This window comes from Brevundimonas sp. (assembly GCF_030682035.1).
Taxonomy (GTDB): domain Bacteria; phylum Pseudomonadota; class Alphaproteobacteria; order Caulobacterales; family Caulobacteraceae; genus Brevundimonas.
Window position 1 is genome coordinate 121,844 of the sequence record NZ_JAUXQZ010000003.1, and the last position, 23,447, is coordinate 145,290.

At 69.2% G+C, this 23,447-nt stretch carries 28 protein-coding genes and 2 pseudogenes; 23 read left to right on the forward strand and 7 right to left on the reverse strand.

Annotation, left to right across the window (positions count from 1 at the left end; translation table 11 throughout):
- Positions 1-31: 31 nt before the first annotated feature.
- Positions 32-646, forward strand: coding sequence for a hypothetical protein (locus Q8K49_RS01630; RefSeq protein WP_305303681.1), 615 nt, complete (start codon positions 32-34; stop codon positions 644-646).
- Positions 647-728: 82 nt separating this feature from the next.
- On the opposite strand, the gene Q8K49_RS01635 is transcribed toward Q8K49_RS01630, so the two are convergent.
- A complete protein-coding gene (locus Q8K49_RS01635) occupies positions 729-1,184 on the reverse strand; it encodes a hypothetical protein (RefSeq protein WP_305303682.1) in 456 nt (151 codons plus the stop codon).
- A gap of 127 nt (positions 1,185-1,311) precedes the next feature.
- Here Q8K49_RS01635 and Q8K49_RS01640 point away from each other — a divergent pair, with 127 nt between their 5' ends.
- The 3 genes from Q8K49_RS01640 to Q8K49_RS01650 are packed head-to-tail and all read left to right on the forward strand — an operon-like array spanning position 1,312 to position 3,719.
- Positions 1,312-2,328 (forward strand): hypothetical protein, encoded by a 1,017-nt coding sequence (locus Q8K49_RS01640; protein ID WP_305303683.1) that lies wholly within the window; start codon positions 1,312-1,314, stop codon positions 2,326-2,328.
- Between the two features lie 14 nt (positions 2,329-2,342).
- Positions 2,343-2,906, forward strand: a complete 564-nt coding sequence (locus Q8K49_RS01645) for a fasciclin domain-containing protein (protein ID WP_305303684.1) — start codon at positions 2,343-2,345, stop codon at positions 2,904-2,906.
- A gap of 42 nt (positions 2,907-2,948) precedes the next feature.
- Positions 2,949-3,719, forward strand: a complete 771-nt coding sequence (locus tag Q8K49_RS01650; protein ID WP_305303685.1) for an NYN domain-containing protein — start codon at positions 2,949-2,951, stop codon at positions 3,717-3,719.
- Here Q8K49_RS01650 and Q8K49_RS01655 read toward each other — a convergent pair.
- Positions 3,716-4,840: a zinc-dependent alcohol dehydrogenase family protein gene (locus Q8K49_RS01655; RefSeq protein ID WP_305303686.1), complete on the reverse strand. Its 1,125-nt coding sequence runs from the start codon at positions 4,838-4,840 to the stop codon at positions 3,716-3,718. The genes Q8K49_RS01650 and Q8K49_RS01655 overlap by 4 nt on opposite strands.
- Before the next feature lie 123 nt (positions 4,841-4,963).
- Here Q8K49_RS01655 and Q8K49_RS01660 point away from each other — a divergent pair, with 123 nt between their 5' ends.
- The gene (locus Q8K49_RS01660) at positions 4,964-5,401 is read left to right on the forward strand and encodes an acyl-CoA thioesterase (RefSeq protein WP_370867714.1); all 438 of its coding nucleotides are present in this window, start codon (positions 4,964-4,966) and stop codon (positions 5,399-5,401) included.
- Positions 5,402-5,591: 190 nt separating this feature from the next.
- On the opposite strand, the gene Q8K49_RS01665 is transcribed toward Q8K49_RS01660, so the two are convergent.
- The gene (locus Q8K49_RS01665; protein WP_305303688.1) at positions 5,592-5,798 is read right to left on the reverse strand and encodes a hypothetical protein; all 207 of its coding nucleotides are present in this window, start codon (positions 5,796-5,798) and stop codon (positions 5,592-5,594) included.
- A 155-nt stretch (positions 5,799-5,953) separates the two neighbouring features.
- Here Q8K49_RS01665 and Q8K49_RS01670 point away from each other — a divergent pair, with 155 nt between their 5' ends.
- Positions 5,954-6,727 carry a YebC/PmpR family DNA-binding transcriptional regulator gene (locus tag Q8K49_RS01670; RefSeq protein WP_305303689.1) on the forward strand — a complete coding sequence of 258 codons (774 nt, stop codon included), beginning with the start codon at positions 5,954-5,956 and terminating at the stop codon, positions 6,725-6,727.
- Between the two features lie 6 nt (positions 6,728-6,733).
- Here Q8K49_RS01670 and Q8K49_RS01675 read toward each other — a convergent pair whose 3' ends face one another.
- Positions 6,734-6,871, reverse strand: coding sequence for a hypothetical protein (locus Q8K49_RS01675; RefSeq protein ID WP_305303690.1), 138 nt, complete (start codon positions 6,869-6,871; stop codon positions 6,734-6,736).
- Positions 6,872-6,910: 39 nt separating this feature from the next.
- The gene (locus tag Q8K49_RS01680; protein WP_305303691.1) at positions 6,911-7,228 is read right to left on the reverse strand and encodes a hypothetical protein; all 318 of its coding nucleotides are present in this window, start codon (positions 7,226-7,228) and stop codon (positions 6,911-6,913) included.
- 179 nt (positions 7,229-7,407) lie between these two features.
- On the opposite strand from Q8K49_RS01680, the gene Q8K49_RS01685 reads away from it, so the two are divergent.
- The 7 genes and pseudogenes from Q8K49_RS01685 (at position 7,408) to Q8K49_RS01715 (ending at position 11,564) form a co-directional block, all read left to right on the forward strand.
- The gene (locus Q8K49_RS01685; RefSeq protein WP_305303692.1) at positions 7,408-7,803 is read left to right on the forward strand and encodes a cupin domain-containing protein; all 396 of its coding nucleotides are present in this window, start codon (positions 7,408-7,410) and stop codon (positions 7,801-7,803) included.
- Between the two features lie 72 nt (positions 7,804-7,875).
- Entirely contained in the window at positions 7,876-8,562 is a 687-nt protein-coding gene (locus Q8K49_RS01690; protein WP_305303693.1) for an MgtC/SapB family protein, read from the forward strand.
- Positions 8,563-8,619: 57 nt separating this feature from the next.
- Positions 8,620-9,108, forward strand: a pseudogene (gene ruvC, locus Q8K49_RS01695) (crossover junction endodeoxyribonuclease RuvC); the annotation flags it as partial.
- Positions 9,109-9,242: 134 nt separating this feature from the next.
- Positions 9,243-9,860 carry a Holliday junction branch migration protein RuvA gene (gene ruvA, locus Q8K49_RS01700; RefSeq protein ID WP_305303694.1) on the forward strand — a complete coding sequence of 206 codons (618 nt, stop codon included), beginning with the start codon at positions 9,243-9,245 and terminating at the stop codon, positions 9,858-9,860.
- A 144-nt stretch (positions 9,861-10,004) separates the two neighbouring features.
- The gene (gene ruvB, locus Q8K49_RS01705) at positions 10,005-11,036 is read left to right on the forward strand and encodes a Holliday junction branch migration DNA helicase RuvB (RefSeq protein ID WP_305303695.1); all 1,032 of its coding nucleotides are present in this window, start codon (positions 10,005-10,007) and stop codon (positions 11,034-11,036) included.
- Positions 11,033-11,320 carry a BrnT family toxin gene (locus Q8K49_RS01710; protein WP_305303696.1) on the forward strand — a complete coding sequence of 96 codons (288 nt, stop codon included), beginning with the start codon at positions 11,033-11,035 and terminating at the stop codon, positions 11,318-11,320. Before ruvB ends, Q8K49_RS01710 begins: the two co-directional genes overlap by 4 nt.
- On the forward strand, positions 11,292-11,564 hold the full coding sequence (locus Q8K49_RS01715) for a BrnA antitoxin family protein (RefSeq protein ID WP_305303697.1): 273 nt from the start codon (positions 11,292-11,294) through the stop codon (positions 11,562-11,564). Before Q8K49_RS01710 ends, Q8K49_RS01715 begins: the two co-directional genes overlap by 29 nt.
- A 6-nt stretch (positions 11,565-11,570) precedes the next feature.
- Here the strand turns inward: Q8K49_RS01715 and Q8K49_RS01720 are convergent, their stop codons facing one another.
- Positions 11,571-13,118 (reverse strand): serine hydrolase, encoded by a 1,548-nt coding sequence (locus tag Q8K49_RS01720; protein ID WP_305303698.1) that lies wholly within the window; start codon positions 13,116-13,118, stop codon positions 11,571-11,573.
- A 113-nt stretch (positions 13,119-13,231) separates the two neighbouring features.
- On the opposite strand from Q8K49_RS01720, the gene Q8K49_RS01725 reads away from it, so the two are divergent.
- From Q8K49_RS01725 to ftsH, 10 genes are all read left to right on the forward strand, one after another.
- On the forward strand, positions 13,232-13,615 hold the full coding sequence (locus Q8K49_RS01725) for a hypothetical protein (protein WP_305303699.1): 384 nt from the start codon (positions 13,232-13,234) through the stop codon (positions 13,613-13,615).
- Complete coding sequence (gene ybgC, locus Q8K49_RS01730; protein WP_305303700.1) at positions 13,612-14,067, forward strand: tol-pal system-associated acyl-CoA thioesterase; 456 nt, start codon at positions 13,612-13,614, stop codon at positions 14,065-14,067. The genes Q8K49_RS01725 and ybgC overlap by 4 nt, the downstream gene beginning before the upstream one ends.
- 131 nt (positions 14,068-14,198) lie before the next feature.
- Complete coding sequence (gene tolQ / locus Q8K49_RS01735) at positions 14,199-14,957, forward strand: protein TolQ (protein ID WP_305303701.1); 759 nt, start codon at positions 14,199-14,201, stop codon at positions 14,955-14,957.
- A gap of 2 nt (positions 14,958-14,959) precedes the next feature.
- Positions 14,960-15,427 (forward strand): ExbD/TolR family protein, encoded by a 468-nt coding sequence (locus tag Q8K49_RS01740; protein ID WP_305303702.1) that lies wholly within the window; start codon positions 14,960-14,962, stop codon positions 15,425-15,427.
- Between the two features lie 4 nt (positions 15,428-15,431).
- Entirely contained in the window at positions 15,432-16,205 is a 774-nt protein-coding gene (locus tag Q8K49_RS01745) for a hypothetical protein (RefSeq protein ID WP_305303703.1), read from the forward strand.
- Between the two features lie 141 nt (positions 16,206-16,346).
- Positions 16,347-17,717 carry a Tol-Pal system beta propeller repeat protein TolB gene (gene tolB / locus Q8K49_RS01750; RefSeq protein ID WP_305303704.1) on the forward strand — a complete coding sequence of 457 codons (1,371 nt, stop codon included), beginning with the start codon at positions 16,347-16,349 and terminating at the stop codon, positions 17,715-17,717.
- Between the two features lie 125 nt (positions 17,718-17,842).
- Positions 17,843-18,397, forward strand: coding sequence for a peptidoglycan-associated lipoprotein Pal (pal, locus tag Q8K49_RS01755; RefSeq protein ID WP_305303711.1), 555 nt, complete (start codon positions 17,843-17,845; stop codon positions 18,395-18,397).
- A 78-nt stretch (positions 18,398-18,475) separates the two neighbouring features.
- Positions 18,476-19,360: a tol-pal system YbgF family protein gene (locus Q8K49_RS01760; protein ID WP_305303705.1), complete on the forward strand. Its 885-nt coding sequence runs from the start codon at positions 18,476-18,478 to the stop codon at positions 19,358-19,360.
- Between the two features lie 65 nt (positions 19,361-19,425).
- The gene (tilS, locus tag Q8K49_RS01765) at positions 19,426-20,775 is read left to right on the forward strand and encodes a tRNA lysidine(34) synthetase TilS (protein ID WP_305303712.1); all 1,350 of its coding nucleotides are present in this window, start codon (positions 19,426-19,428) and stop codon (positions 20,773-20,775) included.
- Positions 20,772-22,709: an ATP-dependent zinc metalloprotease FtsH gene (ftsH, locus tag Q8K49_RS01770; protein ID WP_305303706.1), complete on the forward strand. Its 1,938-nt coding sequence runs from the start codon at positions 20,772-20,774 to the stop codon at positions 22,707-22,709. The genes tilS and ftsH overlap by 4 nt, the downstream gene beginning before the upstream one ends.
- Here the strand turns inward: ftsH and Q8K49_RS01775 are convergent.
- Positions 22,670-23,447: pseudogene (locus Q8K49_RS01775) on the reverse strand (ATP-dependent metallopeptidase FtsH/Yme1/Tma family protein); the annotation flags it as partial. The gene ftsH and the pseudogene Q8K49_RS01775 sit on opposite strands and share 40 nt — an antisense overlap.

Consider the following 23,447-nt stretch of genomic DNA (forward strand, 5'->3'; position numbering starts at 1 on the left):
CAGGACTTCGGGGCGCCGTAGAGTCTCCGACATGCCCACACGCCCTCCCGTCGTCCCGTGTCACTATCACCTGAGCAAGGAGACCTGGGTGGAGGTCGTCGAAGCCTATCGCAGCGGCGCGACGGCGCGGGAGCTGGCGGTCAAATGGAAGGTGTCGCCGGGGTCGGTCTACTATCAGGCCGGGCGCGCGGGCTGGAGCAAGAAGCGGAACGGCGATCAGCTTGCGAGGGAGCATGCCAAGGCCATCGAGGCGGCCGAGGCGGTGCGGGCCGAGCCGGCGAGGCGTGAGCAGCGGGCGCTGAAAAACCTCTTCGCCCCGGCGCCGACCGACGACCCCGAGGCCGCCGACCCGGCCGCCCTCGCGCGGGCGGCGACGCTGGCGTCGGGGCGGGCGATGAAGGGGCGGCTGTGGAACGAGGCGAGGGCGCTGGCTGCGCTGGCCGAGAGCTATGCGCGGCTGGCGGAACGGGCCGGGCGGCGCGGGGACGACGAATGGGGCGGGGCGGAGCCGGACGAGGCGGCCTTCGAGGCGGTGCGGCGCAAGGTGCTGGGGTGGGGGCCCGAGGCGATCACATCCCCCACCCGCCTTGAAGCCGGGGGCGAAGGCGAGGACGGGGCCGAGGCGCGGGACCCCGCTGGTCGGTGACCGGGGAGCCGCGCGAAGCGCCTGGCCGCGTCGGGTCGGGAGGCCCCGAAGGGCCGACGACCGCGGCCCAACAAGAATGCCGCTACCGCTTCCTGAACCGCGTGGCCTCCGACTTCAGGTTCGAGCCCCAGTCGGTGACCGGCTGGTCGGGCTCGGCGTGGAACGGCAAGGCGCCGGCGACGCCGCGCATCGACAGGGCCAGCGGCAGGGCCCAGTGGGCCAGCATGCGCAGCGGCTTGCGCCGCGCGTCCATGACGTCCCAGCCTTCGGCGGCGAAGGCCTCGGCCATGTCGGCGGGATCCAGCCGCTCGATGCCGTCCCAGTCGGCCGGCAGGGCGACGGCGCCCGCCTCATCCGGGGTCAGGCCGAAGGCGGCGCGGGCGGTTTCATCGATGGCCTCGGCGATGTCGGGGAATTCATGGCGCTCGTCCGGGTCGGCGGCGCGCGGCTTCATCAGCGCCTTCAGTTCGAGCGCATCGACGCCCGGAAGGTCGAGCAGGCGGCGCAGGCCGGCGGGGTTTTCGGAAGACTGGGTCATGGCCGCAGTCTCTAGCCCATCACTGGTCCGCCCGCACCCTCGCGGCGCCGCCGGGGGCGCCCGGCGGCGCGATCGGGAACGCCCCGCATCCCCGCACGTTACGGAGGGGAACCGAAAGAGGCTTCCCATGTACAAGCGTATCTCGATCACCTCCGCCCTCCTGCTCGCACTGGCCGCCCCGACGGCGGCCCTGGCCGACGCTCCCGGCCATGGCGACCGCCAGGAACGCGGCGACCACCAGGAGCGCGGCGACCGCCAGGAACGCGGCGACCGCCAGGAACGCGGCGATCGTGGCGGCGATGACGACCGCGGCAATGGTCGCGGCAACGGCCATGGCCGGGGCGATGATCGCCGCGCCGAACGCCCGGACACGCGCGTCATCGAGATCGTCCGTGGCAACCGCCACGATGATGACCGCGACGATGATGACCGCGACGATGACGACCGCCGGGAATACCGCGAGGACCGTCGCGACGACCGGCGCGAGATGCGCCGCGAGGTGGCGCGCGAGGTGTTCCAGACCCGCGACGGCCGCCCCGTGGTCTATTTCCAGCGCGACCGCGACCGCGGCCTGATCGCCGGCTGCCCGCCCGGGCTGGCCCGGAAGGATAACGGCTGCCTGCCGCCGGGACAGGCGCGTCGGATCGCCCGCGACGCCGCCGCCGACCGCTATGAGTCGCTGTGGCGCCGGGACGGGGACGACTCCCGCTACCGCTATGAGAATGGCTATCTGTACCGGATGAACCAGCAGGGTTCGCTGCTGGGCTATCTGCCCGTACTCGGCGGGGCGCTGGCCCCCGGCGCCACATGGCCGTCGCAGTATGCGTATCAGGCGGCGCCGGAGTACTATTCCAGCTATTTCGGCCTGCCGCAGGGCCGGGACTACCGCTATGCCGACGGCGCCCTGTACGGCGTCGATCCGCAGACGCAGATGATCAGTCAGGTCGCGGCCCTGCTGACGGGTCAGAACCTCAGCGTCGGCCAGGCCATGCCCAGCGGCTATGACATCTACAACGTGCCCTCCGCCTACCGGAGCCAGTACGCCGACAACGCCAATGCCATGTATCGCTACAACGACGGCTATGTGTACCAGGCGGATCCCAAGACCCAGCTGATCACCGCCGTCATCCAGCTGCTGACCTGATCCGGAGCACGAGAATGGGACTGACGATGCGGTGGGCGCTGGCGCCCCTCTGTGTGATGGCTCTGGCCGGGTGCGGCGACGGCGCCGGCAAGGCGGACGGGACGGGGGCTGCGGCGCCCTCGAACCGGACCATCGCTGCGACGCTGAAGGACGACCGCGCGTTCGGAACGCTCGAACGGGTGCTGGACAACGCCGCCCTCGGCGACGTGCTGGCGGGGAAGGGTCCCTATACGGTGTTCGCCCCTTCCGACGCCGCCTTCACCGCCTCGGCCGGCGATCTGGGCGATGAGGCGATGAAGGCCCAAGGCGCGGCCATGCTCCGCGCCCACATCGTGCCTGGGGCCCTGACCCGCGCCGACATTGAGGCCGCCATCGCCCGCGAGGGCTCGGGCCAAGTCCAGATGCGCACCATGGCCAACAGCCTGCTGACCTTTTCGAAGGAAGGCGAGACTGTGATCGTCATGGGCGACAACGGCGCCCGCGCGCGCTTGAGCGGCTCCGAGACCGTGGCCTCTAACGGCGTGGTGCAGCCGATCGACGGTCTGCTGATGAGGGCGGCGCCGGCGGTCGCGAACTGACGGCATTGACCCGGGGCGCGCTGCGGTCGAGAGCATGTCCGCATGACCGTCGTCTCAAAAGCTCCCCGTCTCGCCGTACTGATTGACGCCGAGAACGCCTCGGCCCGCATCGCCGAGGCTCTGTTCACCGAGATCGCCACCCTGGGCGAGGCCTCGGCGCGGCGCATCTACGGCGATTTCGCCTCGGCCCAGCTGGGCGGCTGGACCAGGGTGCTGGCCCGGTTCGCCATCCAGCCGCAGCAAAATTTCGCCAACACCAAGGGCAAGAATTCGGGCGACATCGCCCTGGTCATCGACGGCATGGACCTGCTGCATTCGGGCCGGTTCGACGGCTTCTGCCTCGTCTCCTCGGACGCGGACTTCACCCGCCTGGCGTCGCGCATCCGCGAGGAGGGGGTCGATGTCTATGGCTTCGGCGAGCGCAAGACGCCCGAGAGCTTCCGCCAGGCTTGCACCCGCTTTATCTACACCGAGAACCTGACCGCGCCCGCGGCCGAGGAGCCGGCGCCGGCGGCTGGCGGGCGAGCGGCTATGGCGACCTCGACACCGGGCGCTTCTTCGGCGGCCCCGGGCAAGCGCAAGCCGGTCGAGGCGGCCCGTCTGATCGCCACTGTGATCGCCGACATGGACGAGGACGGTGACGGCTGGGTCACGGTCAGCGGCCTCGGCGACCGGCTGCGCAACGCCTATCCGGACTTCGACCAGCGCTCCTACGGCCACGCCAAACTGTCGGACCTGATCCGGGCGACGGGGCGGTTCGAGGTGCAGACGGGGGCCGCCGGCGGGGCCATGCGGATCCGGGACAAGGCCTAAAAGCGGATCACCGTCCGCACGGCGCGGCCGTCGGCCAGATCGTCGAAGGCGGCGTTGATGCCCTCCAGCCCGATCGTCCCGCTCAGCAGCCGGTCGACCGGCAGCCGCCCCTGCCGGAACAGGGCGACATAACGAGGGATGTCGCGGCTGGGCACGCAGGTCCCGATGTAGCTGCCCTTCAGGGTCCGCTCCTCGGCGACCAGCTGGACGACATTGACCGCCAGCGCGGCGTCGGGCGGGGGCAGGCCCGCGGTGACGGTGGTCCCGCCGCGCCGCGTCATCCGCCACGCCGCCTCCAGCGCCGCGACCGATCCGGCCATCTCGAACACAAACTCGACCCCGCCGCCGGTCAGGGCCCGGACCTGCTCGATGGCGTCGGGGGCGGCGGCGTTGACCGTCTGGACCGGCCCGAGGCTGCGCGCCAGGGCCAGCTTGTCCTCGCTGATATCCACGGCGACCACCGGCCCGGCGCCAGCGGCCAGCGCCCCCAGCACCGAGGACAGGCCGACACCGCCGAGGCCGATGACCGCCACACTCTGGCCGGCCCGAACCTGCGCCGTATTGACCACCGCCCCGACCCCGGTCAGCACCGCGCAGCCGAACAGGGCGGCGTGCTCGAACGGCAGGTCGCGGTCGACCTTCACCAGCGATCGGCGCGACACCACCGCATGCGCCGCAAAGGCCGAACAGCCGAGATGGTGATTGAGATCGCCCGCCGCATTGTGGATGCGCCGGCCACCGGTCAGCAGTTCGCCCTTGCCATTCGCCGCCGCCCCGGGCTCGCACAGGGCGGGGCGTCCGCCGGCGCAAGGGCCGCAATGGCCGCAGCTGGGCATGAAGACCATGACGACATGGTCGCCGATTTCGAGATCAGTCACGCCGGGACCCAGCGCCTCGACCACCCCCGCCGCCTCATGGCCCAGCGCCATCGGCAAGGGCCGGGGCCGGTCGCCGTTGATAACGCTGAGGTCCGAATGGCACAGGCCGGCGGCCTTTATGGCCACCAGCACCTCCCCCCGGCCGGGCGGATCGAGCGTCACCGTCTCGAGCGACAGCGGGCGGCTGTCGGCATAGGGGCGGGCGGCGCCCGTGGTCCTGAGAACGGCGGCGGTGGTCTGCATCCGGGGAGGCTAGGCGCTTGACGCCGCGTCCGCCAAGCCCAAGGCTGGGACTCAATGAAGCGCGCCAATCGCACTCAAGCAGCGAGGCGCCGCGCGCCGAGCGATAGCGCAAAAAGGGATGAGATGACCGGAACGATCGAACGGACGAAGCGGGGCGACTATCGCCGGTTCCAGGCCATATCCACGCGCTGGATGGACAATGACGTCTACGGTCATGTGAACAATGTCGTCTACTATTCGTGGTTCGACACGGCGGTGAACCGGCTGCTGGTCGTCAACGGCCTGATAGACATCCACGAGGGCAAGACCATCGGCCTGGTGGTCGAGACGGGCTGCCGCTATTTCTCGCCGACCGCCTTTCCGGACGAGATCGAGGCCGGCGTCCGGGTGGCGCACGTCGGCACGTCATCGGTCCGCTACGAGGTCGGTCTGTTCCGCAACAAGGAGCAGGAGGCGGCGGCGGTCGGCTATTTTGTCCACGTCTATGTCGACCGCGAGAGCAAGCGGCCGGTCTCGGTGGACGACAAGATGCGGGGCTTTCTGGAGAGTCTGAAAAGTTGATGCTGGCGTTCTCCCTCCCCTTCATGGGGAGGGATGTCGGCGCAAAGCGACGACAGGGTGGGGTATATCAGGGCAGCGAAAGACCCTGCGGCCGTCGTCGGGTCGCCGTGCGACCCTCCTCCTCCACCCCACCCGTCTGTCGCTATCGCGACAGCCACCCTCCCCATGAGGGGAGGGAGAACCCTCACTCTTAGTCGTCCAGCCGTCCCATCAGGGCCAGCGCCCCCACGGCGGTCAGCACGCCCAGGGTGAAGGCGGCGATGATGGCGCCGGCGGCCACGGGGGTGGAGACGTTGACCGAGCGGGCCTCGTACCATTCGACGAGGTCGGCGTCGTCAAGGTCCAGATCGCTGTCCTCGTAGAGATCGGGGTCGTAGATGGCGTCTTCGACGGTCATGGGAGGCTCCGGTGGCGTTGCAGATGTAATCCGCGCCGCGCGCCCCGGTTCCTGCCCCAAACCCGACGCGGAGCGGCGCCGTGCCGTGACAGGCTCTCCGCCATCGGCTAGATGCCGGCTCCGACTTTCATGACTCTCAGCAAGACGACGCTCACATGGCCGGCCACTCAAAGTACAAGAACATCATGCACCGCAAGGGTCGCGCCGATGCGGTGCGCTCCAAGCTGTTCTCCAAACTGTCGCGCGACATCACCGTGGCGGCCAAACTGGGCATGCCCGACATCAATATGAACCCGCGCCTGCGTCTGGCCGTGAACAACGCCAAGGCCGAGAGCCTGCCGCGCGACGTGATCCAGCGGGCCATCAACAAGGCCGCGGGCGGCGACGTCGATACGATGGAAGAGGTCCGCTACGAGGGCCGGGGACCGGGCGGCGTGGGCATCATCGTTGAGGCCCTGACCGACAACCGCAATCGCGCCAACTCCAACATCCGGTCTTGCTTCACCAAGAACGGCGGCCAGCTGGGCGAGATGAACTCGGTCGCCTTCATGTGGAACAGAGTTGGACAGATTAGATACCCGGCCGAGGCCGGCAGCGAGGACGCGGTCATGGAGGCCGCCATCGAGGCCGGCGCGCAGGACGTCGAGAGCGATCTGGTCAAGCCGGACATCTATGAGGACGCGCCGGGCCACACCATCTGGACGACCTTCGAGGACCTCAATGAAGTGGCCGAGGCCCTGTCGAAAATCCTCGGTGACGCCAGGTCGACGGCGCTGGTCTGGCGCCCGCAGACCGAGGTTCCGGTCACCGGCGAGGCAGTCGGCACGCTGATGAAGCTGTTCGATGCGCTGGACGCCGAGGACGACGTTCAGAACGTCTATTCGAACGAGGACATTTCGGACGACGACCTGACGAAGTACGCGGGCTGACGCTCGTCAGGCGAAGGCGCGGGGTTCGACCCAGGCGTCGGTGCGCCGGATCGGCCGTCCCGGCCGGCGAAGGCGGATCAGGCTGTGCAGGGCGTCGGCCAGATCGAGCAACTGCTCATGCGGGAGTGCCGCCCCGGTGCGCACGATCTGTTCCCCACAGGGGCCGCGAGCCGCGAACCGGGCTCAGGCCCGGAAGGCCCCGAAGGCGATGATCGCAATGACGATGGCCGCGACGACGATCATGGCGAAGACCGCGCGGACCCGGCGACCGTCGCGCATCGTCTCATAGGCGGCTTCGTCCAGCCAGTAGCGGTCGCCGCTCTCGCGCACGGCCTCGCGCCGCACCAGCCGTTTCACGGCCGCCCGGCCGCCGGGGCGGTTCAACGACAGGGGCGCTGCCCGGTCCGCTGATGTAGCTCCATGCTCGCGCAGAGTTTGCACCACCGCTCGCTCGGCCCGCCGCGCCATGGCCACGACCACCGCCCCGCCTGAACTCGACATCGCTGTATTCCCCGGTCAGGCGCGGACACTAGCCCGGAACGGGCCGGGGCGGAACAGCAGGCCCGCGCAACCGTTGCCGTGGCATTGAGCGGACGTCGGCGGGCAAGGCGCCCGCCTGGTTCGCACCATCAGAATGCCGATCTCACTGACCCTCCTGTCTCCCTCCCCAAGGATTTCCCATGCAAGGCTTCGTCGACAACATCGAAACCCTGACCACCGAAAACACGGACTTCCGCCGCGTGCTCTACACCGGCGAATATCTGCAGCTGGTGCTGATGGCCCTGAAGCCGGGCGAGGAGATCGGCGAGGAGGTCCACGAGGACCACGACCAGTTCTTCCGCATTGAATCCGGCGCGGGCGAGGTGCTGATCGACGGCAAGCGCACGCCGATCAAGGACGACGACGCCATCATCGTGCCCGCCGGCGCCCGGCACAATGTGGTCAACACCGGTGACGCGCCCCTGACCCTGTACACGATCTACGGTCCCCCCGATCACAAGGATGGCGTCATCCGCGCCACCAGGGCCGAGGCCGAGGCGAAGGAAGAACATTTCGACGGCAAGACCACCGAATAGATCGGTCCTTGATCGACAAGCTCTGCCGGCGCTAGGCTGAAGATTCGTCAGTCAGCGGAGCGATTTACACAAATGAACTGGGATCTGGTGTGGCCGGTCCTGGCGGCCATGACGGCCGGCGGGTTGATCGGGGTCGAGCGGACCTATCACGGGCATCCGGCCGGATTCCGCACGCATATTCTGGTGTGTCTGACCTCCTGTCTGCTGATGCTAGCGGCCATGCACCAGTCGACCTGGGCCTTCACCGCCCTGCCGGGGCAGACGGTGGTGATCGACCCGACGCGGATGTCGCACGGCCTGCTGACCGGCATCGGCTTCCTCTGCGCCGGGGTGATCTTCCGCGAGGGCTTTTCGGTCAAGGGCCTGACCACGGCGGCCTCGCTGTGGGTGACATCGGCCGTCGGGGTGCTGTTCGGCGTGGGGATGTGGAACCTGGCGCTGATCGGATCCGTGGCGACGCTCGGGGTGCTCGCCGTCCTGCGGCTGCTGGATGCGCGCCTGCCCCAGATCGGGGTCATGGACCTGCACCTGCGCTGGACGCGGGCCGCCGCCCCGGGCGAAGCCGCCGTGCGCGCCCTGCTGGCCGACAGCGCCCTGAAGTGCGTCCAGATCGGCCACGTCGTCAGCCCTGACGGTCAGATGCATGAGCATCACATCAAGGCTCGGGGCCAGATGCCGCTCGAAATCGACTCGGTCGTCCGGCGGCTTTCAGCCACTCCCGGCCTGGCCGGGTTCTCGGTCATGCCGCGCGACAATTGAGACGGTCCGAATCCGGGTCATTGTTCGGTAACCGGGATTGAGGCATGAATGGAACGAATGACGAACGTTTCGACTCGAATCCTGGGGCTGGACCCCGGCCTGCGCCGCACCGGCTGGGGCGTGCTGGTGGCGGAAGGGTCGCGTCTGCGCTGGATCGCCCATGGCGTCATCAGCCCGCCCGAGGCCGCGCCTTTCAGCGAACGGCTGCTGTTCCTGCTCGAGGCGGTGGGTCAGGTCTGCCACGACCATGACTGCGACGAAGCGGCGATCGAGGAAGTGTTCGTCAATATGAACCCGGTCTCGACCCTGAAGCTGGGCCATGCCCGGGCGGCGGTGATGCTGGCCCCGGCGCGGCGCGGCCTGTCGGTCGCCGAGTACTCCCCGAACCTGATCAAGAAGGCCGTGGTCGGCGCCGGCCATGCCGACAAGATCCAGATCGCCTTCATGGTGAAGCGGCTGCTGCCCTCCGCGGGGGATGTAAAGGCCGACGCCGCCGATGCGCTGGCGGTGGCCATCACCCATGCGCAGATGCGCAAGCGGGCCCTGCTCATTCCTCCCCCATCGGGGGAGGGGGACCATGCGAAGCATGGTGGAGGGGGCCGGACCCGGACACCGGAGGTACGGGTGAGCCCCCTCCCCCGCTTCGCGGCCCCCCTCCCCCGACGGGGGAGGATTACATCATGATCGGTCGTCTGAGAGGGGTGCTGGCCGAGGTCGAGGCGGACCACTGTCTGATCGACTGCGCCGGCGTGGGCTATGTGGTGGCGTGCGGGGCGCGGACCCTGGGCCGGCTGCCGGCGCCCGGCGATGAGGTGACCCTGCATATCGAGTCGAACTGGAACGCTGAGAGCGGGCCGCGGCTGTACGGCTTCCTGACCCGCGATGAGCGGCGCGCCTTCACCACCCTGACCGCTATTCAGGGCGTGGGCCCCAAGGCGGCGCTGTCGGTGCTGGACGTCCTGCCGCCGGGCGAGCTGGCGGCGGCGGTGGCGCGCGAGGACAAGGCGGCGGTGGCGCGGGCCAACGGCGTCGGCCCCAAACTGGCCCTGCGCATCGTCACCGAACTGAAGGGCAAGCCGCTGGGGGACGCCTCGTTCACGCCCTCGGCCCCCGGCGCCCATGCCGAGATCGCGCCGGCGACGCCCAGCGTCACGGGCGAGGCCGTCTCGGCTCTGCTGGGCCTGGGCGTGGCCGAGGTCAATGCGCGCCGCGCCGTCGATCAGGCGCTGATCCGGCTGGGCGATGAGGCCGATCTGTCGGCAGTCATCCGCGCCGCCCTGCAGGAGCTGGGACGGTGAGGAGGGAGTGGCGAGTGGCGAGTGGCGAGTGGCGAGGAACTCTCCGTGATGTCGGAGTTGTTCCTGGCCGTACCGGTTGGATTCTCTCGTTTGCGGCAGGCGTGCTCGACACTCGCCCCTCGCCACTCGCCACTGGGGCGGCGCATGTCTGACGACCGCATCATCTCCGGCGCGCCCGCCCCCGGCGAGACCCACGACCGCGCCCTGCGGCCGCAGACCCTGTCGGAATTTGTCGGCCAGGAGCAGGCCAAGGGCAATCTGAAGGTCTTCATCGACGCGGCGCGAGGCCGGGGCGAGTCGCTGGACCACGTCCTGCTGTTCGGCCCGCCGGGGCTGGGCAAGACGACCCTGGCGCAGATCGTGGCGCGCGAGCTCGGTGTCGGCTTCCGCGCCACTTCCGGCCCGATCCTGGCCAAGGCGGGCGATCTGGCCGCCATCCTGACCAATCTCGAACCGCGCGACGTGCTGTTCATCGACGAAATTCACCGCCTCGCCCCGACGGTCGAGGAGATCCTGTATCCGGCCATGGAGGACCATGTGCTGGACCTGATCATCGGCGAGGGGCCCTCGGCGCGGTCGGTGCGGATCGATCTGGCGCCCTTCACCCTGGTCGGGGCGACGACGCGGGCGGGGCTGCTGGCCACGCCGCTGCGCGACCGGTTCGGCATTCCGTTGCGGCTGGAATTCTACACGCCCGAGGAGCTGGTCCGGGTCATCACCGGGGCGGCGCGCAAGATGGGCGTGGCCGTCAATGACGAGGGCGCGCGCGAGATCGCCAGCCGCTCGCGCGGCACGCCGCGCGTGGCCGGACGGCTGCTGCGCCGGGTGCGCGACTTCGCCGAGGCGGAGGGTTCGCCGGTCATCGACCGGCTGGCCGCTGCGCGCGCGCTGGCGCGGCTGGAGGTCGATGAGGCCGGGCTGGACAGCCTCGACCGCCGCTTCCTCAAGGCCCTGATCGAAAACTACGGCGGCGGGCCGGTCGGCATGGACACCCTCGCCGCCGCCATCGCCGAGGCGCGCGACTCGGTCGAGGACGTGATCGAGCCCTATCTGCTGCAACAGGGCTTCATCCAGCGCACCCCGCGCGGCCGCATGGCCTGCGCGCGGGCCTATGCCCACCTCGGTCTGGTCGAGCCGCCCAAGCCGGTGGAGCAAGGTGGGCTGTTCGGAAAATGAGACGATCCTTCACCTTCGATTCTCCGAAGGACCAAGCCAATCTGGTCAAGCACGGCCTGTCCTTGGAGAAGGCCCATTCGTTCGATTTTGAAACCGCTCTCAAGGTGGTCGATACCCGCCGGGACTACGGTGAGGTCCGTGTTCAGGTTTATGGTATGATTGAAGGAAGACTGCATGTGTTGGTCATCAATCCCCGCTCAGGCGGCGACAGGGTGATCAGCTTGAGGCGAGCAAACAAGCGAGAGGTGCGCCGCTATGGCGGACAAGTGGGTTCTCAATCCTGACGACTACGACGACGTCGAGATTGACGATGATGACAACCCGGAACTGACCGACGAGGCCTTCGCCACGGCGCGGCCTCTGCGTGAGGTGCTGCCGGAACTTTATGCGCGCCTGGTTGCTGGGGAAGAGGTGGCGCTGAACCTGCCTGCGGCGACGATTCGGGCCTTCGCCGAGGAAGGCGAGGACTGGCGGGAGCGGATGGCGGAGGCCCTGACCGAGGCGGCGCGGAAGAAGCACGCCGCCTGATCACGCCTATTGCGGTGCCGGAGCCGGCGTCGGCGTGAATCGGAAATTCAGCGCCTGTATGGTTACAGGCCGGGTCGGGGCCAGCAGCAGCCGGCCCTCGATCAGGCCCTTGTCGCAGGTCCAGCGGAAGGTCCCGGACAGGTCGCCCGTCGGGGTGATCGGCGCATCTGTGGCGCAGGCGCCCGCGTCGGTCCGGAGCGCCCCCAGCACCGTCCGCCAGTTCTCCACCGAACGATCCATCAGGAAATTCATCGCCAGCCGGTCGCCCGCCACGCTCACGTCCCCAGCCGCCCAGATGCGGCCGAGGTCGAGATAGCGTTCGGCGAGGATGTCGCTGGTCGCGAGCGGCCGGACCGGGGCCAGCCCGCCACGCACGAGGGTCGAGGCGGCCTCCAGCAGCGGGCCTGACGGCCCGGCGTAGGTGCGGTTGGAGAAGGCGAACAAGCCCGTCCGCCGGTCCGGCATCAGGATCATGTAAGAGCCGTAGCCGGGGTAGCCGCCGCCGTGCGCCAGAAACGCGCCGATCTCGCAGTCGGTGTTGGCCTGCAGACCCATGCCATAGGCCCCGGCCCCGGGGCAGGGCTGGCCGTCGGCGCCGGCGCGGCTGCGCGATGAGACGAAATTCGAGCCCTGGGCCATTTCACGTACGGTCGAGCGCCGGACCGGGCCGGTCTCCGGGTCGTCGCGGGCGGGCCAGGCCGACAGCAGGAAGGAGATCCAGCGGGCATAGTCCTCGGCGCTGGTCTGGACCCCGCCCATGGAGCCGAAGACGCCGTGCCGCATGTCGGGCTCCCGCGACCAGGCGTCGTTCTCCCAGCGGTATCCGATGGCGCGGCGGTCCTGCGGGGAGGCGAAGACGTCGTAGCCGCTGGAGGTCATGCCCAGCGGGGCCATGATCTCGGCCTCGATGTATTCGTTGTAGGGCCGCCCCGAGACGTTGGTGACGATCCGGCCCAGCAGGGCGTAGCCGAAGTTGGAATATTCGAACGCCGTCTGCGGGGCCCGGGTAAATGGCACGCCGTCGGTCAGCATCCGGGTGAACTCGGCCTCGGTGATGACCTGCTGGCGGTCGCCCCACGGGTCGTCGGTGACAAAGCCGCCGGTATGGTTGAGCAGGTCGCGGACCCGGATGCGCGGCGAGTCGGCGGTGGCGTAGGTCCAGTTCGCCATCTCGGGCACATGGGTCTCGGCCAGATCGTCGAGCGACAGCTTGCCCTCGTCGCGCAGCTTCAGGATCGCCAGGGCGGTGAAGGCCTTGGACATGGAGGCGATGCGGAACAGGGTGTCGGGCGTCACGGCGGGGCCGTCGATCGTGCGGATGCCCGTCATGCGCAGGTGGATGAGCCGGCCGTCCTGCACCACGCCATAGACCAGCCCCGGGGCGTGGGCGTTGGCCTGCCAGCGGTCAAAGGCCGCGTCGATGACCGGGATCGCCTCCTGCAGCGTGGAAGGCGCCGGAGTGGCAGCCGTAACGGGAGCGGGCGTCTGCGCCTGCAAGGGAACGGCGGTTCCCAGCGTCAGGACCAGAGCCAAGGCCAGAGTGCGTCGCATCATTCCCTCCCGTTGAAGGCCCAAGGCCTAGCATCCAGTTCACGATGCTCCAATCCACCGCCCCAGGCTTCACCTGCCGCCCGAACCCCGGCATGGTTGCGCTTCAGGGAGGCCGCATGGCGCGACGGGCGATACGATCCGACAGACTGATCGCGGTGCTGGGCGTGGCGGTGATCGTCCTCGGCGCTCTGGCGCTGTGGTTCGTCACGCAAGGCTCGGGTGGAGGCCTCACGGAGGAGCCGGCGTCCCGCCGCGTGCTGCGCCAGGCGCGCGAGCAATTGGGGCCGGCGGCGGAGGTTCGGCTGATAGAGCCGGGTCGCGGACGGGTCGTGTGCGGTTACGTGGCCGCCGGACGGGATTATCTCGGTGTGGGCTTCATCTCGCGACCCAATCGCATGTTGCTGAGCGAAGACCCGCTGAACGGGGAGTTCCGCGCCATGATCGCGACCGACTGCCCGGGCTTTCCGGAGCCGCCCGCTGGGAGCGTTGTGGTCGATTGAACCAGCCCGACACCCCCACCGCCGGCCGCTTCGAGGGGCGCGAGCATCGGTTGCCGGTCCGCGTCTATTACGAGGACACCGACTTCACCGGTCTGGTCTATCACGGCAGTTATGTCCGCTATTTCGAGCGGGGGCGCTCCGACTGCCTGCGGTTGATGGGGATCGGCCACGCCGAACTGCTGGACGGCGACAGGCCGATGGCCTTCGTGGTCTCGAAAATGGGACTGAGCTTCCTCAAACCGGCGCGGATTGACGACCAGTTGCTGGTCCGCACCCGTTATGACGCCATCAAGGGCCCGCGCTTGCTGATCTCACAGGCCATCACGCACGGCGAAGACGTGCTGTGCCGGGCCGCGGTCGAGGTGGTCTGCATCCATATGGACGGGCGGCCGCGCCGACCGACCCAGACCCTGCGCGACCGGATCGGGCCGTGGCTGGCGCGCGAAGCTTGACCATTTCTCCCGCCTGTCACGTGCAGACAGGTGACGCCGCGGCCACACGTCGCTAGACCCGGCTCAAACCGCCACACAACGGCCACGCCCGTCCGGTGCACAGTGGATGGACAGACGCAAGGGACGCCTGAATGACCACCGCCGCCGAAGCCTCGATGATGAACCCGGTAGCCCTGTTCATGGAGGCCGATATCGTCGTGCAGGCGATCATGGTCGGCCTGGCGATCGCCTCGCTGTGGTCGTGGGCCGTGATCATCGACAAGGCCATGCGGTTCAGCGCGCTGAACCGCCAGGCCAACACCTTTGAGGACGCTGTCGGCTCGGGCCGGCCGCTGGAGGATGTCGCCGCCCAGGCGGGACCGAATCCGGTGCATCCGCTGCCCCGCATGCTGGTCATCGCCCTGGCCGACTGGCGAGAGGCGCGCACCCGCGGGCCGCTGACCGAGAACCAGGCCAATCTGCTGATGTCGCGCATCGACCGCGCGCTGGACAGCCTGATCGCCCGCGAGGGCCAACGGGTCGAGAACGGGCTGGGCGTGCTGTCGGTTGTGGCGACGTCGTCGCCCTTCATCGGCCTGTTCGGTACGGTCTGGGGGATCATGAACGCCTTCGGGGCCATCGCCTCGTCGGGAAACACCAATCTGGCGACCGTGGCGCCCGCGATCTCCGAGGCCCTGTTCGCTACGGCCCTCGGTCTGGCCGCGGCCATTCCGGCCTATATCGCCTACAACAAATTCTCGATCGACGCGGGCAAGTTCACCGGCCGGCTCGAGAGTTTCGCCGACGATCTTCAGGCCGCCGTGGCGCGCCGTCTTGGCGGACCGACAAGCCCCGCGCCGCAGCCGGCCCACTCGTCCGGGCTGTATGACCACAGCCGCCGGGAGCTCTGAGCGTGGCGCTCGCAGGAGGCGGCGGTGGCGGACACGTCCGGGGCCGCAGGCGGCCGCGCAAACGGCCCCTGAGCGAGATCAACGTCACGCCGCTGGTCGATGTGATGCTGGTGCTGCTGATCATCTTCATGATCTCGGCGCCGCTGCTGAACGTGGCCGTGCCGGTCGAACTGCCCAAGACGGACGCCAGCGCGGTCGACGCCTCCGACGATCCGGTGATCATCTCGATCAAGCGCGACGGCACCATCTATGTCGGCGAGCGTGAGGTCAGCTTCGACCGCCTCGTGCTGACCGTGGCGGAAGAAGGCGGGGCCGATGCCCGCGAGAAGGCCGTCTCCGTGCGCGGCGACGGCCGGGCGCCCTATCAGGCCGTGGCCCGCGTCATGGCGCGGCTGTCCTCGGCCGGTTTCACCAGGCTGAACCTGATCACCGACACGGCCGGCGGCGCCCCGACGGACGAGGAGGGCTGACGGCTTGGAGAGGCCCGGTTCCTCCCTGGTCGCGTCGATCGTCGTCCATGCGGCGGTGGTTCTCGGCGTGCTGGGCTATGGCCTGCTCGGCTTCACGCGTGAGCCGGTCAGGATGGAGACGGCCGTACCGGTGTCGATCATCTCCGACACGATCATTGAGGCCGCCGCCGCCGATAATCCCGACGACGAACTGGTCACCGAGGACGCCGCGACGGCGCCGGTCGCCCCGACGCCGCCCGAGCCGATCCCGCCCGAGCCCGTTCCGCCGCTGCCGACTCCGGCCCCTGTCAAGAAGGCTGCCACGCCGCGTCCACCCCCGCCGCGTACGACGCCGCCGCCCAGGACTCCGCCGCCGCGCACCCCGCCGCGCCGGGAGGACACGCTCGATCTCGACTCGCTCGCTGGCCCGCCCCGCCCGGGGCCGCGTCCCGGCCCCCGTCCGCCGACCGGTCAGAGCGGCCCGGGCACGGCGTCTCAGGCCACTGGTCCCTTGCAGTGGCAGGCGATCTTCAATCAGGTCTATCGCAACTGGTCTCCGCCCTGCGACACGCCCGGCGTTGAGAACATGCGCATCCAGATGGACGTCACCCTGACGCGTGACGGCAGGATCGCCCGCGCGCCGACGCTGATCGGCCGCCGATCCGATCCTGTCTGGATCGCCGTCGCGGCCGGCGCCGAGCGCGCCTTGTACCAATCCGCGCCCTTCGATGTGCCGGCGGGCTTCGAGGGCGGCACGGCGCGCACGACGTTCCTGACCAGCCGCATCTGCGGCAACTGAGGCCGCCCGGCGCATTCCGCGTCACAATCACCTGACGAAGCGTGACAGGGCCTGAAAGTCGCCCCATTCGCGGCCATGCTGGTTTTCTGCGCACGGTCTGGCGATAAGGACCGGCGAAGCTTGAACTTGCGGGAGCCCTTGATGCGTCTGAACCGACTTCTGGCGAGCGTCGCCGTCCTGGCGATGACGGTGAGCGCGGCCACAGCCCAGACGCCCCCCGCCCCGCAACAATCCGGCGATCCGGTCGAGGTCATCATCGATCAGGGCGTGCTGCGCCCCTATCAGATCGCCGTGGTCAATTTCAACGGCCAGAATGGCGCCGACCTGGGCGGGGTGATCCGCGCCGACCTGCGCCGCTCCGGCTATTTCGAGCCGCTCGACCCGGCCGGGTTCGTCGAGACCGGCCTGACCCTCGCCAATGCCCCCAATTTCCCGCAGTGGACCTCGATCGGCGCCCAGGCGGTGCTGTACGGCGCGGTGACGCCCCGGCCCGACGGCCGCAACGATTTCGGCTTCCGCCTCTACGACCCCTATCGCCAGTGCCAGCTGGCCTCCTACCAATTCACGGCCACCCCCGAGCAGTGGCGCCGCATCGGCCACAAGATCGCCGACCTGATCTATCAGCGCATGACCGGCGAGACCGGCCTGTTCGACAGCCGGGTGATCTTCGTCTCGGAAAGCGGCACCCAGCTGAACCGGCTGTCGCGCCTGGCCATTTCGGACCAGGACGGGTTCAACCCCGTCTATCTGACCCAGGGCGACGAGGTGATCATGTCGCCGCGCTTCTCGCTGAACGACCCCAATGAGATCACCTATGTGGCGCTGGGCCGGGACTACAGCCGCATCTATCTGTTCAACCTGTCGACTGGACGGCGCGAGAGTCTCGGCGAGTTCGACGGCCAGGTGCTGGCCCCGCGATTCTCCAACGACGGGTCGAAGATGGCCTTTTCGATCATCCGGGGCGGCAATACCGACGTCTATGTGATGGACCTGGCCAGCCGCAATCTGCGCCGCCTGACCAGCGACCCGGGCATCGACACCTCCCCGTCCTTCAGCCCGGACAACAGCCAGATCGTGTTCACCTCGGACCGGTCCGGCAGCGCACGGCTCTACACCATGCGGGCCGACGGCTCGGGCCAACGCGCCATCTCGCGCGGCGGCGGCCTCTACACCGCCCCGAACTGGAGCCCGCGCGGCGACCTGATCGCTTTCACCAAACAGGGCGGAGGCCGGTTCTCGACCGGGGTCATGGCCGCCGACGGCTCGGGCGAGCGCATCCTGTCGTCGAGCTATTTCGAGGAGGGTCCGTCCTGGGCGCCCAACGGCCGCTACATCATGTTCGCGCGCCAGTCGCCGGGCGGCGACACCCGCCTGTGGACCGTGGACCTTTCGGGCCGCGTGGTGTCGCAGGCCGGGTATTCGGGGCGCGGCACTGATCCGGCGTGGTCGCCCTTGCTCGACGAACAGCCCGTCAACCTCGGCGGCGGCGGCCCGGACGGCTGCCCCACCTGATCACTTCAGGAGCCTTTCGGCTCAAACCCGCGTTATCGCGACTGGCGAAACCGCTGGCGCGTCAGTAGCAACCCTTTACAGCCAAGCTGGAGGCTCCGGCCTCCACTCAAGGAGACGACCCGATGATGAAGCCCTCGACCCTCGTCCGTCTGGCCGCCGTCGGCGTGGCCGTGACCGCTATCGCCGCCTGTACTCCCCGCACGCCCGCCAGCACCGGCGCCGGCAATGACATCCCGCCCGCCGGGAATGACCAGTACACAGACAACGGCGCAGGTCCGGTGTCGGGCGGCAATCTCGGCGCCGCCGCGCCGGGTTCGGAACAGGACTTCGTCGTCAATGTCGGCGACCGCGTCTATTTCGATCTCGACAGCTATGCGATCCGTCCGGAAGCCTATCCGCGCATGGATGCGCAAGTGGCCTGGCTACAGCGCTATCCGGACGTGACCATCCGCATCGAGGGCAATGCCGACGAACGCGGCACCCGCGAATACAACCTGGCCCTCGGCGCCCGCCGCGCCGAATCGGTGCGCAGCTATCTGGTTGAGCGCGGCGTCTCCGCCGGCCGCATCGACACCATCAGCTACGGCAAGGAACGCCCGATCGCGGCCGGTTCGAACGAGGAAGCCTTCGCACGCAACCGCAACGCCCACACCGCTATCGTCTCGGGCGCGTCGCGCTAGGACATGGCCTCCTTCCCGTCGCTTCGCGATGGGGAGGAGACCTTGAACCGGCCTTAAATCGGTGGGACGACAATGACCATGCTGAAGTTTCCCGCTGCCCTCCGCTCTCGCAACGCCCTGATCTCCGTTCTGGGCGTCGTCCTGATCGCGGGCACGACCACGGTCGTGGCCCAGACCACGCCGCTGGAGCCGGTGCAGTGGGACAAGCGGCGGCTGGACCAGCTGGACCGCAACGTCCGCCGCCTCGAGCGCGCGGTGACCCAGCGCAACGCCGCCGGCCAGCCGGTCATCATCGAGCCGGATCCCGAGGTCATCGCCCTGCAGGGCCGCGTCGGCCTGATGGACCGCCGGCTTGCCGACATGGAGGCGACGGTCCAGCGCGTGAACGGCGACCTTGAACGCCTGACCTTCCAGCTGGACGAGGCCGGACGCGACAACACCGCGCTCGGAACCCGCGTCCGCGACGCCGAGGGCCGGATCCGCACCATGGAGGCGGCGGCGACGCGCGAGGCTGAGCTGAACGCGCCCATCCCGAACACCTCCCCGACCGGCGACGCCGCGCGCGACCTGACCGCCGCGGTCCGGCTGGCCGCCGGCGATCCGGCGCGTGGCGACCGCGCCTTGCAGACCGTCATCGCCGCCTGGCCCGACACGCCACAGGCCCGTGAGGCCTCCAGCCGTCTCGGCGACCTGCGCGTCTCCGCCGGCGATCCCGCCGGCGCCGTCTCCGCCTATGCCACGGCGCTGCAAGGCTGGCCGGCCGCGCCCTGGGCCGCTTCGACAACCCTGGAGCTGGCGGACGCCCTGAACGCCACCGACCGCAAGACCCAGGCCTGCACCGCCCTGACGGAATACACCCGCCGTTACGCCGAAGCCGCCAGCCCGGCCGTGCGCGCGCGGGCAGCCGAGGCCCGGACCCGTATCGGCTGCCCGGCCGCGCCGCCGGCCCGGAGACCGGGCTGACCTCAGCCCCCGCGGACTGGACCGGGCCCGCGCAGGCCGGGCTGTCCGCGCGTCTGGAAGCCGACATTGATCGCCCGCTCGCTCTGGCCCTGTCCGGCGGCGGCGACTCCCTCGCCCTGCTGCGCCTCGCCGCCGACTGGGCGCGAGCGAACGGTCGACGCTTGTTGGCTCTGACTGTCGATCACGGACTGAGCCCCGACAGCGCCGCCTGGACCGCCTTCGCCGAACGCGCCGCTCGTGAGGCCGGAGCCGACTGGCGCGGCCTTTGCTGGACCGGCCCCAAGCCCGCGACCGGCCTGCCCGCCGCCGCCCGGATGGCCCGCCATCGCCTGATCGCCGAAGCGGCGCGGAAGGCCGGGGCGCGGGTCGTCCTGTTCGCCCATACCGCTGACGACATCGCCGAGGGCGAGGTGATGCGGGCTGAGGGATCGACCCTGGGCCGGCTGCGCGACTGGTCCCCGTCCCCGGCCTGGCCCGAGGGGCGGGGACTGATGCTGCTGCGTCCCATGCTGGGGGCGGGGCGGGGGGAGGTGCGGGACTGGCTTGCGGGGCAGGGAGCGGGCTGGATTGATGATCCGGGGAATGAGGATCCCAGGTTTGCGAGGAGCCGTGCCCGGCGCTCCCTATACCCTCTCCCATTGGGAGAAGGAGGGACCCGCCCGGCGACAGCCGGGTGGGAGGATGAGGGGTTACGACGCCAGGAAACGCGCCCACCGGACCCCCTCACCCTTAAGCGCAAGGACGACGGCTCCGCCGCCGTGCGCTCAAGCCCTCTCCCCATGGGAGAGGGGTCGTTCAACATCGGCCGGGACACCGACGCCGCCAGCCTCGCCGCCGCCCTCGTCTGCGTCGGCGGCGGCGACCGGCTTCCACGCCGGGATCGTCTGGACGCCATTCACGCCCGGTTGGCCGGAGGCGAAGATTTCACAGCCACCCTCTGCGGCGCCCGGATCGAAGCGCGGGGCGATCAAACCCTCCTCATCCGCGAAGCGGGCGAGTTCATCCGCCGGCCTCGCCCGCCGCTGCCGCTGATCCCCGGCGTTGAGACCGTCTGGGACGGCCGCTGGGCGATCACGGCCGATTCGCCCGGTTGGTCCGTCGCGCCGGCCGCCGGGCGTATGGCGGCCCTGTCCGACGCCGACCGGGCCGTATTGAAGGCGCTGCCGCCCGCCGCCCGCGGGTCCATGCCCGTGCTGATCCGGAACAATGCGACTGCGCCGGTTCTTGCAGGGAGGGCGGCGAAGGCGAGGTCGCTGGTCGAGCAAAGATTGGCGCTGGCGCTGGACCGAATGACGCACGAACGGGACCTTGGCGGCGCCCTCCATGGCGCATCGCCCCGGAACCACCTATTTTCGGGCGCTGACATCACTGACGAACGGGCGCTTCGGCGCACCCAGGGAACGAGACGAGAATGAATCTGCGCAATCTGGCCATCTGGGGCGTGATCATCCTGGGGGCCATGGCCTTCTATGTCGGCGCTACCCGCCCCGGCGGCCTCACGGCTGCCCCCGGCGCCAAGGAGGCCGCGGCTCGCCCCGTGGCGATGAGCTATTCCGACCTGCTCAAGGCCCGCGACGACCGCAACATCCTCAAGATCGAGGTGCGCGGTGAAATGGTGAAGGCGACCCTGCGCGACGGCAAGGTGGTCAATGTCATCACCCCCGTGCCCAACGCGGCCCTGGTCGACACCATTCAGGCGTCCGGCGCGGCGGTGGACGTCAAGACCACGCGCCAGTCGCTGTGGGTCAGCGCCCTCATCGGCCTGCTGCCCTTCGTGCTGATCATCGGCCTGTGGATCCTGATCATGCGCCAGATGCAGGGCGGCGCGCGCGGGGCCATGGGCTTCGGCAAGTCCAAGGCCAAGCTGCTGACCGAGCACAAGGGCCGCAAGACCTTTGACGACGTCGCCGGCGTGGACGAGGCCAAGGAGGAGCTTCAGGAGGTCGTCGACTTCCTCAAGGATCCGGGCAAGTTCCAGAAACTGGGCGGCAAGATTCCCAAGGGTGCGCTTCTCGTGGGCCCTCCCGGCACCGGCAAGACCCTGCTGGCCCGCGCCGTCGCGGGCGAGGCGGGCGTGCCCTTCTTTTCCATCTCGGGCTCGGACTTCGTCGAGATGTTCGTCGGCGTCGGCGCCAGCCGCGTGCGCGACATGTTCGAACAGGCCAAGAAAAACGCCCCCTGCATCATCTTCATCGACGAGATCGACGCCGTCGGTCGTCACCGTGGCGCCGGACTGGGCGGCGGCAATGACGAACGCGAGCAGACCCTGAACCAGCTGCTGGTCGAGATGGACGGTTTCGAGGCCAATGAAGGCATCATCCTGATCGCCGCCACCAACCGTCCCGACGTGCTGGACCCGGCTCTGCTGCGTCCCGGCCGTTTCGACCGTCAGGTCGTGGTGCCGAACCCCGACGTCAACGGCCGCGAGAAGATCCTGCGCGTGCACATGAAGGACGTGCCCCTGGCCTCGGACGTTGTGGTCAAGACCATCGCCCGCGGCACCCCCGGGTTTTCCGGCGCCGATCTGGCCAATCTGGTCAATGAGGCGGCCCTGATGGCGGCCCGCAAGGACCGTCGCATGGTCACCCACCGCGACTTCGAGGACGCCAAGGACAAGGTCATGATGGGCGCCGAACGCAAATCCATGGCCATGAACGAGGAAGAGCGCCGCCTCACCGCCTATCATGAGGGCGGCCACGCCATCGTCGCCATGAACGTCAAGATGGCCGACCCGGTGCACAAGGCGACCATCGTCCCGCGTGGTCAGGCGCTCGGCATGGTCATGCAGCTGCCGGAAGGTGACCGCTACTCCATGAAGTACCAGCAGATGGTCGACCGTATCGCCATCATGGCCGGCGGCCGCGTGGCCGAGGAACTGATCTTCGGCAAGCAAAATATTACATCGGGGGCCAGCTCCGACATCCAGCAGGCCTCGAAACTGGCCCGCCGCATGGTCACCCAGTGGGGTTTCTCGGACATCCTCGGCACCGTGGCCTATGGCGAGAACGAGCAGGAGGTCTTCCTTGGCCACTCGGTCGCGCGTAGCCAGAATGTCTCGGAAGAGACCTCCCGGATCATCGATTCCGAGGTCAAGCGCATTGTCGGCGCCGGCTGGGACGAGGCCCGCCAGATCCTGACCGACAAGGCCGCCGATCTGGAAACCCTGGCCCAGGCCCTGCTCGAGTACGAGACCCTGTCCGGTCAGGAGATCAAGGATCTGCTTGAGAAGGGCCTCGCCCCCAACCGCGACGAGAGCAATTTCCCCAACGCCGGTCCTTCGGTCTCCGTGCCCATCACCCCGGTGTCGGACGGAACCGTCATGGCCACCAGGGCGTGGCCGCCCTCGTGATAGGCGGTCAGCTGCTTTTCTTCCTCGTTCATGGCCATCGAGCGGCGCTCGGCGCCCATCATGACCTTGTCCTTGGCCATCTCGAAGTCGTCGTGGGTGACCATGCGGCGGTTCTTGCGGGCGGCCAGCAGGGCGCCTTCGTTGACCAGATTGGCCAGGTCGGCGCCGGAGAAGCCGGGCGTGCCGCGGGCCAGGGTGCGCACGTCGACATCGGCGGCCAGCGGCACATTGCGCATGTGGACGCGCAGGATCTTTTCGCGGCCGGCGACGTCGGGGTTGGGCACCACCACCTGGCGGTCGAAACGGCCCGGACGCAGCAGGGCCGGGTCGAGCACGTCGGGACGGTTGGTGGCGGCGATCAGGATGATGCCTTCATTGGCCTCGAAGCCGTCCATCTCGACCAGCAGCTGGTTGAGGGTCTGTTCGCGTTCGTCGTTACCACCGCCAAGGCCGGCGCCACGATGGCGACCGACGGCGTCGATTTCGTCGATGAAGATGATGCAGGGGCTGTTCTTCTTGGCCTGCTCGAACATGTCGCGGACGCGGCTGGCGCCGACGCCGACGACCATCTCGACGAAGTCGGAGCCCGAGATCGTGAAGAAGGGCACGCCCGCCTCACCCGCGACGGCGCGGGCGATCAGGGTCTTGCCCGTACCGGGAGGGCCCACGAGGAGCACTCCCTTGGGGATCCGGGCGCCGATCTCCCGGAATCGCTCCGGGGTCTTCAGGAAGTCCACG

What these genes read in the sequence shown, in the direction of transcription:
- Q8K49_RS01630 (WP_305303681.1), top strand. Translation starts at nt 32, where the DNA reads ATGCCCACACGCCCTCCCGTCGTCCCGTGTCACTATCACCTGAGCAAG.
- Q8K49_RS01635 (WP_305303682.1), bottom strand. Translation starts at nt 1,184, where the DNA reads ATGACCCAGTCTTCCGAAAACCCCGCCGGCCTGCGCCGCCTGCTCGAC.
- Q8K49_RS01640 (WP_305303683.1), top strand. Translation starts at nt 1,312, where the DNA reads ATGTACAAGCGTATCTCGATCACCTCCGCCCTCCTGCTCGCACTGGCC.
- Q8K49_RS01645 (WP_305303684.1), top strand. Translation starts at nt 2,343, where the DNA reads ATGGGACTGACGATGCGGTGGGCGCTGGCGCCCCTCTGTGTGATGGCT.
- Q8K49_RS01650 (WP_305303685.1), top strand. Translation starts at nt 2,949, where the DNA reads ATGACCGTCGTCTCAAAAGCTCCCCGTCTCGCCGTACTGATTGACGCC.
- Q8K49_RS01655 (WP_305303686.1), bottom strand. Translation starts at nt 4,840, where the DNA reads ATGCAGACCACCGCCGCCGTTCTCAGGACCACGGGCGCCGCCCGCCCC.
- Q8K49_RS01660 (WP_370867714.1), top strand. Translation starts at nt 4,964, where the DNA reads ATGACCGGAACGATCGAACGGACGAAGCGGGGCGACTATCGCCGGTTC.
- Q8K49_RS01665 (WP_305303688.1), bottom strand. Translation starts at nt 5,798, where the DNA reads ATGACCGTCGAAGACGCCATCTACGACCCCGATCTCTACGAGGACAGC.
- Q8K49_RS01670 (WP_305303689.1), top strand. Translation starts at nt 5,954, where the DNA reads ATGGCCGGCCACTCAAAGTACAAGAACATCATGCACCGCAAGGGTCGC.
- Q8K49_RS01680 (WP_305303691.1), bottom strand. Translation starts at nt 7,228, where the DNA reads ATGTCGAGTTCAGGCGGGGCGGTGGTCGTGGCCATGGCGCGGCGGGCC.
- Q8K49_RS01685 (WP_305303692.1), top strand. Translation starts at nt 7,408, where the DNA reads ATGCAAGGCTTCGTCGACAACATCGAAACCCTGACCACCGAAAACACG.
- Q8K49_RS01690 (WP_305303693.1), top strand. Translation starts at nt 7,876, where the DNA reads ATGAACTGGGATCTGGTGTGGCCGGTCCTGGCGGCCATGACGGCCGGC.
- ruvA (WP_305303694.1), top strand. Translation starts at nt 9,243, where the DNA reads ATGATCGGTCGTCTGAGAGGGGTGCTGGCCGAGGTCGAGGCGGACCAC.
- ruvB (WP_305303695.1), top strand. Translation starts at nt 10,005, where the DNA reads ATGTCTGACGACCGCATCATCTCCGGCGCGCCCGCCCCCGGCGAGACC.
- Q8K49_RS01710 (WP_305303696.1), top strand. Translation starts at nt 11,033, where the DNA reads ATGAGACGATCCTTCACCTTCGATTCTCCGAAGGACCAAGCCAATCTG.
- Q8K49_RS01715 (WP_305303697.1), top strand. Translation starts at nt 11,292, where the DNA reads ATGGCGGACAAGTGGGTTCTCAATCCTGACGACTACGACGACGTCGAG.
- Q8K49_RS01720 (WP_305303698.1), bottom strand. Translation starts at nt 13,118, where the DNA reads ATGATGCGACGCACTCTGGCCTTGGCTCTGGTCCTGACGCTGGGAACC.
- Q8K49_RS01725 (WP_305303699.1), top strand. Translation starts at nt 13,232, where the DNA reads ATGGCGCGACGGGCGATACGATCCGACAGACTGATCGCGGTGCTGGGC.
- tolQ (WP_305303701.1), top strand. Translation starts at nt 14,199, where the DNA reads ATGACCACCGCCGCCGAAGCCTCGATGATGAACCCGGTAGCCCTGTTC.
- tolB (WP_305303704.1), top strand. Translation starts at nt 16,347, where the DNA reads ATGCGTCTGAACCGACTTCTGGCGAGCGTCGCCGTCCTGGCGATGACG.
- pal (WP_305303711.1), top strand. Translation starts at nt 17,843, where the DNA reads ATGAAGCCCTCGACCCTCGTCCGTCTGGCCGCCGTCGGCGTGGCCGTG.
- Q8K49_RS01760 (WP_305303705.1), top strand. Translation starts at nt 18,476, where the DNA reads ATGCTGAAGTTTCCCGCTGCCCTCCGCTCTCGCAACGCCCTGATCTCC.
- ftsH (WP_305303706.1), top strand. Translation starts at nt 20,772, where the DNA reads ATGAATCTGCGCAATCTGGCCATCTGGGGCGTGATCATCCTGGGGGCC.